The organism is Streptomyces sp. NPDC045021 (assembly GCF_056432645.1).
On sequence record NZ_JBWKIQ010000012.1, the window covers coordinates 284,554 to 291,812 of the forward strand.

Sequence of the window (7,259 nt, forward strand, 5' to 3'; positions counted from 1 at the left end):
CGCTGGGCCTGCCGGCCGTGGGTGCGGTCAGCGCAGGAGCGCGTGTTCCGCGGGGTGGTCGGGTGGAGGGGTTAGCCGACGCCGATGCTGCTTTGGGAGGCGGGGAAGCAGTTGGGCTCGCCGGGGGTCAGCATGACGTCCATGGAGTACATCTTTTCCGGGTGCTGGACGCCCTTGAGGGAGGGCTGGACCAGGAGCAGGGAGTCGCCGTGCGGGATGGCGCTGGGTCGGATCACCATGATGCGTCCGTTGTTCGGGTCCTGGGAGGAGACCGTTTCCAGGTTGGCGTTGTCGGTGCGGACCTTGGTGTGGCAGGAGTCCGAGGCGCGCAGGACCACGGCCGGCACGCCCAGGCTGCGCAGTGCGGCCTGGAGTCCGGAGACTTCTGCGCCGGTCACCTGGATGGTCACGGTGCCGTCCTTGCGTGGGGTCACCGTGTAGGCGGCGTTGGTCAGGACCGGCGTACCGCTGCCCGGCACGGCGGTGTTCTGGCCCGCTCCTGCTTGCGGGGTGGCGGTGGTGGTGTCGGTGTGCGGGATCAGCACGACCGCGGTGGCGGCTGCGGCCAGGCCGAGCGCGGTGACGGCGATCCGCCGGGTGTGGCGCGCCCGCACGGGCACCGGTGCGGTGGGTGGCAGGGTTGCGGCGCGGGCGGTGAGTTCGTCGGCGAGCTGCTGCTGGAAGTGCACGGGGGTGGTCATGAGCGGGCCTCCGAGACGGTGTACACGGCTGTGGTGGTCGGGGTGTCGACACGTTGCAGGGCCTTGCGGGCGCGGTGCAGGCGCACCCGGGCGGTGGCCGCACTGATCCCCAGGGCCTGCGCGGCCTCGCGGGTGGTCAGGCCGTCCAGGGCCACCAGGTCCAGCACCGCGCGCAGCGGCTCGGACAGCGCCGCGTGCCGCGCGGCCAGCTGCCGGGCCTCGCGGGCGGCGTCGATACGGCCCTCGATCGCGCTGACGTCCTGATCGTCCAGCTGCCGCCGCCCCGCGATCTGCGCCGCGGCCCGCTGCTCACGGGCACTGCCCCGAAAATGCGCGGCCAGAACATTGCGGGAGATGCCGTAGAGCCAGGCCACCGGTGCGCCGCGCCGCGCATCGTAGCTGTGCGCCTGCTCCAGCGCGGTCAGGAAGATGTCAGCTGTCAGGTCCGCGGCCAGATGCGGGCTGTCGGTACGCCGGGTGACGAAACCGAGCACCGCGTCGAACTGCTGCTGGTAGAACAGGGCGAACCCGACCGGATCCCGCACGGGTGGCGCTGGTGAATGCTCCGCTTGCACGGACGACTCCTTGAACGAACGAGCAATGCCTTACATCTCTACTTGGCTCGGACCCCCAAAAGCGTTACACGCCCACCCGCGACCACGGCCGCCCCGAGGCGTGCCTTCGACCAAAGGGCCCCTGGGGCAAGACCGCGCGAGTCCAGGCGCTCGGCAGTCCGTCAACAGGTCGTGGCGGTGACGCGGCATGGTGTGGGGGGCCGGCGCCGGTTTCTCGGCGCGGCGGCCACCGGCCAACGCCCTCTCACAGCCAGCGCAGCCCAGACCTGACCCGACCGACCGCCCATCACCCCACCCACACCCATCAGGGGGCGCAGCCGAGGGGACGTCAGCGCACCAGAGCCGCGAAAAAGCAGGCCTGACCTGCGATGAATCGGAACTCCCCGCCGGAGGGTGCGCAACAGATGATGCAGCGCATGTCGCAACACTGGACCACCTGATGACACGCTGACACGCGGACACCCGCCGGGCCGCCCGACACCAGCGCAAGTTGTCCGCCACCCATGCGGACCGCACCAGCCAATCAGCACGCCCACACCCCCCCGCCTGGCCGCACCCGGGTCGACCTGCGCGGCTACTCGCTACTGCCAGCGCCCGCCGAGCCGCACGCCCACCTCAGCCTCGCGCTGAACGCTGGACATGGTCAGTCATCGCGGACCACACCCTGCTCCGCCCGGCCCGCCCGCTCGCTCGCCGTCGACCTGCGACGTCCCCGGAGAGGACCCGACGGCCCCGAACAGCCTCACCTCCGCCCGCGCCCGCGCCCGCCCAGGGTTCCGGATGATGGGAATACTTCGATTTGGTTTCCGTCACAACTTGGGGCAGGGCCCCGGGGAGAGTCGCGTTCGTCCGTTTGATCACGGGATTCCGTGCAGGGTGAGGGCGGCTTCGGGGTGGGTGTGGGCACGTCGGCCGCTGGCGGTGTTGGTCCAGCCGTTGCGATGGAGGGCGGCGCGGGCCAGGTCGCCCGGGACGCTCATGACGGCCGGGGTGTGGTGTCGGCGGACCTGGCTGGCGTCCTCGGCGAAGGTGACGTCCTTGGTCCAGTGGACGGTGTTCTCGATGATCCAGTGGCCACGTGCCCAGGCCGCGATCTCGGCGGCGGATGCCTGGTGGGCGGGCAGGTCGGTGACGGCGTAGACCGTCTCGGCGGTCCATTTCCTCGCGCCGGTGCGGCGGCGTTTGCGGTGGATGCGTACGACCTGGCGGGCGTGGGGGAAGAGCAGACCGTCCACGGACAGCACCTTCACCTCCCGGACCTCCTCGCGGCCGTGTCCCCGATTACGTGAGCGGTCCAGGACCGGCGCTTTGGCCCAGGGCAGCTTCTTCAACTGCCGTGCCAGGCTGGGCTGGTTGTTCTTCACCGACAGCAAGTAGTGCGCTTTTCGGTCCTCGACGAGGTAGCGGGCATGGTCCTTTTGGGCGTGCAGGGCGTCGACCGTGACCACGGCATCGTTCAGGTCCTGGTCGTTGATGCTGTCCAGGAGCGGTGCGAACTCGGGGATCTCGTTCGTCTTCGCGCCGATCTCACGCAGGGCCGCGGTGAGCGCGTCATCATGACGGACGGCGGTGAGTACGAACACCCGGCTGCCCTCAGCGCGAACGGCTCCGCGCAGGCACTTGCCGTCGACCGCGAACGCGCGGCGACGACGGCGCTGATCCTGCCCGCGTGCGACAGCCCGGTGGGCGCGGCGCTGTTCCCGCTCCGGAATGCCGTCCGGGCTCAGCGACCCCACCATGGGCGGTGTCAGAGCGGTGAGCCGGGCGAGTCCAGCCGATGTGAGGGCGCCGGGGTCGACCCGGGCGAAGACGTCCCGCAAGGTCCGCTCTCCCGGCGCCCGGAAGCGGCCGGCGAACGGATCGAAGGGACACCCCAGCCGGGCCAGTACCGCCTGATCACAGCGGCGGGCCCACTCGGCAATCGCGACCAGGGAGTTGTGACCGGCCGCCGTCATCGCGCACACCCCGATCGCCAGCAGCGTGGACAGCCGGTAGCGCACGCCACGTGGATCCCGGGGATCGGGCACCCCGGCCAGCGCCTGCAACAGACCGGCGGGGGGCACCTTCCCGGCCTGGACGACGGACGAGAAGGGTGCCGTGCCGTTGGACACGGACATGAGGGAGGATGGAGTCACGAGCACGGCGGCCTTGCTGATCTGGGAGCGTAGAGAACTCCATGATCCACAAGAGCCGTGCTCGTCTCATGTCCGGCCACCGATGATCACCCGACCAAACCGGGATCTACGGACCTCTCCCGGGGCCCTGCTCGCCTGGTCGCTGTGCGCGACCGAGGATCGCAACTTCCGGCTCCGGGCCTGACTGCCCTCTGCCGCAACGTGGCGGTCGCCCTCCCAGGGGGACCGAAAAACGGACGCCGGGGCGGTTCTCAGGAGATCGGCCAGTTGCGCAGGGCGGCGTCGGCCAGCGCCTGGAGTTCATCGCGGCAGACACCGCTCGCGGCTTGCACGGCGATGCCGTACGCCAAGGCGGTGACGTAGCGAGCCAGTAGCCCCGGATCGGTCTCCGGCGGCAGGTCGCCCTCGTCGACGGCTCGCTCGAACCGCTCCCGGACACGGGAGTAGCCGTCGTTGCGCCAGGCGACGAGAAGGTCACGGACTTCCCGCCCGGAGTCGCTGGCGGCCAGAGCGCCCTGGACGCCCAGGCACCCGTGCGGGTGGGCCGGGCGGGTGGTGGTGCGCACCGTGCCGGCCAGGATCGCAGTGGCGACGTCCAGGGCGGTCGGCTCCTCCAGGGCGCGGCCCAGGTAGGCGCTGGGGCCTTCGGCGTAGTGCTCCAGGACCTTGCGGAACAAGTCCTCCTTGTTGCCGAAGGCCGCGTACATGCTGGTGGTGGAGATGCCCATTGCGTCGGTCAGGCCGGCCAGGCTGGCGCCCTCGTAGCCGTGCTCCCAGAAGACCAGCATGGCGCGCTCGACTGCTTCGTCGGCGTCGAAACCTCGCGGTCGGCCAATCGGGCCCCTCTTCTTCGTCCTCACTCCCACAGATTACCACTTCTGCAGCGATCGCTGCAGAAGTGCTACGGTTGGACTTCAGCAGCGATCGATGCAGAAGTCGAAGGAGGTTGTTCACGTGGGACTTCTTGAGGGCAAGACCGCTCTCGTCACCGGGGGCAGCACCGGAATCGGCCTGGCCAGTGCCGTACGGCTGGCGGCCGAGGGCGCACACGTGTTCATCACCGGGCGGCGCAAGAGTGAACTCGACGCGGCCGTCGAAGTGATCGGTTCAGCGGCTACCGCGGTGAACGGCGACATCGCGAACCTGGCCGACCTGGACCGCCTCTATGAGACGATCCGCAGCCGGGGACGAGGCCTTGACGTCCTGTTCGCGAACGCCTCCGTCGCCTCACTCGTGCCGCTCGAGCAGGTCACCGAGGAGCACTTCGACACCCTCTTCGGCGTTAACGTCCGGGGCACGCTGTTCACCGTTCAGAAGGCACTGCCCCTGCTCAACGACGGCGCCTCGGTGATCTTGAACGGTTCCACCAACGTGGACGTCGGTGATGAGGCGCTCGGCGTGTACGCGGCAACCAAGGCCGCCACCCGATCGTTCTCCCGGACCTGGGCCAACGAACTCAAGGGGCGCGGTATCCGGGTCAACACCATCACGCCCGGCCCGACCGATACCCCTGCCGTTTCGGCGCTCACCCCCGCCCCGGAGCAGTTCAAGCAGCAACTGGCCGCGCGCGTGCCGCTGGGCCGGCTCGGGCGCCCGGAGGAGATCGCCGCCGCCGTGGCTTTCCTCGCCTCCGAGCAGAGCAGCTTCATCACCGGTTCGAGCCTGTACGTCGACGGCGGCCTGAACCAGATCTGAGGTCCATGGCCGCACGTCCGCGCCCGACCGACGAACATCCCCATTGAATTCTGAGACGGAATCACCCATGACAATCATTGGGATCATCGGCGCAGGCGAGGTCGGCAGTCAGATCGCCCGCGCTGCAATAGCACACGGATACAAAGTCGTAATTGCCAACTCACGGGAGCCCGAGACCCTGGAGAACCTTGTCGCCGAACTCGGCCCGTCGGCGCGCGCGGCCCGAGCCGCGGATGCTGCGGAAGCCGGCGTTTTCGCCGTCGTGGCTGTACCGCTCAAAGTCGTCAACGACATGCCGGCCGAAGAGCTCGCAGGCAAGATCGTGCTGGATACGAACAACTACATGATCTGGCGCGACGGTCATATTCCCGTCATCGACTCGGGCGAGAAGACAGTGTATGAGCTGCGCCAGGAGCACCTCCCGAATTCAAAGGTCGTCCAGGCGTTCACTCACATCCAGGCCCCCCGCATTACCACCGCCGGCCGCCCCCCTGTCACCCCCGGCCGGCTGGCGCTACCGGTCTCAAGCGATTACCCGGAAGCCGCCCGGCTCGTGACGCGGCTGTACGACCAGTTCGGTTTCGACGCCGTCGACAACAGTCCGCTGAGCGAATCCTGGCGCACCGCTCCCGGTCAACCCGCCTGGATCGAGCTTGCGCACCAGACCCGCGACGAACTGATCGCCAATGTGAGGAGAGCGCGGCGCATTGTTCAGACATGCCCCTGACCGACGCGTTCGAGTCGCAGTCCGACTGGTGGATCAGACGCCGGGGCAGGGTTGTCCGCCTCAGTGATGTCCGGCACCGCGAGTCCGCGGAGGGCCTCGCGTCTCATCAACATCCCGTCAGGGCCCCGATCCGGGGCTGTCATAGAGAAAAGAAGGCTCGGCTGATGCCTGACAGTGATCTGCGCGCGTTCTACGAGCGCTATATCAAGGCGCTCAACGCCCATGAGTTCGACGGTATGGACGAGTTCATCAACGACCGGACCACGTTGAACGGTGAGCCGGCCACCCGGGACGACCTCATCGCGGTTCAGAAGCACGACGTGGACACGGTTCCGGACCTCCACTGGGAGCTCAAGGAACTGCTCTTCGACGGTGACCGCCTGGCCGCCCGTCTGATCAACACGGGTACTCCGGTGAAGGAGTGGCTCGGCGTGGCTCCCAGCGGCGCCTCGTTCGAGATCGTCGAGTACGCCATCTACCAGGTCCGTGACGGGCGGTTCGTGCACATGACGGCCCTGCACGACGCCGGCGAACTGCGCCGGCAGCTGACCGGCTGACCTCCGGGATCGAAGAGCAGCCGCGCACCGCGCACACAACGGCCCGCCCGGGCCACGCATTTCAGGAGGAAACCCATGACCGTCACACTGATCACCGGGGCCAATAAAGGCATCGGTTTCGAGACAGCCAGACAACTTCTGGAGTTGGGTCACCTCGTCTACATCGGCGCGCGTGACGTCGAGCGAGGCGAAAAGGCCGCGGCGACACTCGGCGCACGATTCGTACAGCTCGACGTGACCGACGACGCGTCGGTGAGCAGCGCGCTGGCGACGATCGGTTCGGCCGAGGGCCGGCTCGACGTCCTGGTGCACAACGCGGGCGTTCTGGGGCACGGAGTCATGGACGGTCCCACGGCTCTGCGGGCTTTCGACACCAACGCGGTGGGAATCGTGCGCGTCACGGAGGCGGCCCTCCCTCTGCTGCGCGAGTCCTCGAATCCAACCGTGGTCACCGTCTCCAGCAGCGCCGGGTCGTTCTGGGCCGTGAACAACCCCGACCGGCCCGAGTTCCAGCTGCCGCTCGCGCTGTACTCCGCGTCGAAGTCGGCGGCCACCATGCTGACGGTCCAGTACGCCAAGTCCCAGCCGGGCATCAAGTTCAACGCGGTCGAGCCCGGCACCACCGCCACCGACATGACCGCGGATTTCGGAGTCGGACGATCACCCGAGGAGAGCGCCAAGATCGTCGTGCGTCTGGCGACGCTTGACGCGGACGGCCCGACAGGAACGTTCCAGGACGAAGCCGGGGAGCTGCGCTGGTAGACGTGGGGGGGGGTTTTGGGGGGGGGGCCGGGGGGGGGGGGCCCCCGGGGGGGCGCCCGCGCCCCGCTAAGTTTATATAAAAGAAATTTTGGTTTAAGGGAGGGCGC

The 7,259-nt window shown here is 68.6% G+C and carries 8 protein-coding genes; 4 read left to right on the forward strand and 4 right to left on the reverse strand.

Annotated features, from left to right (window positions below):
- Positions 1-71: 71 nt before the first annotated feature.
- The 4 genes from AC07DC_RS32025 to AC07DC_RS32040 form a co-directional block, all read right to left on the reverse strand.
- A complete protein-coding gene (locus AC07DC_RS32025) occupies positions 72-701 on the reverse strand; it encodes a hypothetical protein (protein WP_478917980.1) in 630 nt (209 codons plus the stop codon).
- The gene (locus AC07DC_RS32030; protein WP_478917981.1) at positions 698-1,276 is read right to left on the reverse strand and encodes an RNA polymerase sigma factor; all 579 of its coding nucleotides are present in this window, start codon (positions 1,274-1,276) and stop codon (positions 698-700) included. The genes AC07DC_RS32025 and AC07DC_RS32030 overlap by 4 nt, the downstream gene beginning before the upstream one ends.
- Positions 1,277-2,133: 857 nt before the next feature.
- The gene (locus tag AC07DC_RS32035) at positions 2,134-3,417 is read right to left on the reverse strand and encodes an ISAs1 family transposase (RefSeq protein WP_478917982.1); all 1,284 of its coding nucleotides are present in this window, start codon (positions 3,415-3,417) and stop codon (positions 2,134-2,136) included.
- Between the two features lie 245 nt (positions 3,418-3,662).
- On the reverse strand, positions 3,663-4,271 hold the full coding sequence (locus tag AC07DC_RS32040) for a TetR/AcrR family transcriptional regulator (RefSeq protein ID WP_478917983.1): 609 nt from the start codon (positions 4,269-4,271) through the stop codon (positions 3,663-3,665).
- Positions 4,272-4,365: 94 nt separating this feature from the next.
- Here AC07DC_RS32040 and AC07DC_RS32045 point away from each other — a divergent pair, with 94 nt between their 5' ends.
- The 4 genes from AC07DC_RS32045 (at position 4,366) to AC07DC_RS32060 (ending at position 7,152) form a co-directional block, all read left to right on the forward strand.
- Entirely contained in the window at positions 4,366-5,106 is a 741-nt protein-coding gene (locus AC07DC_RS32045) for an SDR family NAD(P)-dependent oxidoreductase (protein ID WP_478917984.1), read from the forward strand.
- Between the two features lie 67 nt (positions 5,107-5,173).
- Positions 5,174-5,833 carry an NADPH-dependent F420 reductase gene (locus tag AC07DC_RS32050; RefSeq protein ID WP_478917985.1) on the forward strand — a complete coding sequence of 220 codons (660 nt, stop codon included), beginning with the start codon at positions 5,174-5,176 and terminating at the stop codon, positions 5,831-5,833.
- A 164-nt stretch (positions 5,834-5,997) separates the two neighbouring features.
- Complete coding sequence (locus AC07DC_RS32055) at positions 5,998-6,390, forward strand: ester cyclase (protein ID WP_478917986.1); 393 nt, start codon at positions 5,998-6,000, stop codon at positions 6,388-6,390.
- 75 nt (positions 6,391-6,465) lie between these two features.
- A complete protein-coding gene (locus tag AC07DC_RS32060; protein ID WP_478917987.1) occupies positions 6,466-7,152 on the forward strand; it encodes an SDR family NAD(P)-dependent oxidoreductase in 687 nt (228 codons plus the stop codon).
- Positions 7,153-7,259 lie beyond the last annotated feature (107 nt).

What these genes read in the sequence shown, in the direction of transcription:
- AC07DC_RS32050 (WP_478917985.1), top strand. Translation starts at nt 5,174, where the DNA reads ATGACAATCATTGGGATCATCGGCGCAGGCGAGGTCGGCAGTCAGATC.
- AC07DC_RS32060 (WP_478917987.1), top strand. Translation starts at nt 6,466, where the DNA reads ATGACCGTCACACTGATCACCGGGGCCAATAAAGGCATCGGTTTCGAG.
- AC07DC_RS32025 (WP_478917980.1), bottom strand. Translation starts at nt 701, where the DNA reads ATGACCACCCCCGTGCACTTCCAGCAGCAGCTCGCCGACGAACTCACC.
- AC07DC_RS32055 (WP_478917986.1), top strand. Translation starts at nt 5,998, where the DNA reads ATGCCTGACAGTGATCTGCGCGCGTTCTACGAGCGCTATATCAAGGCG.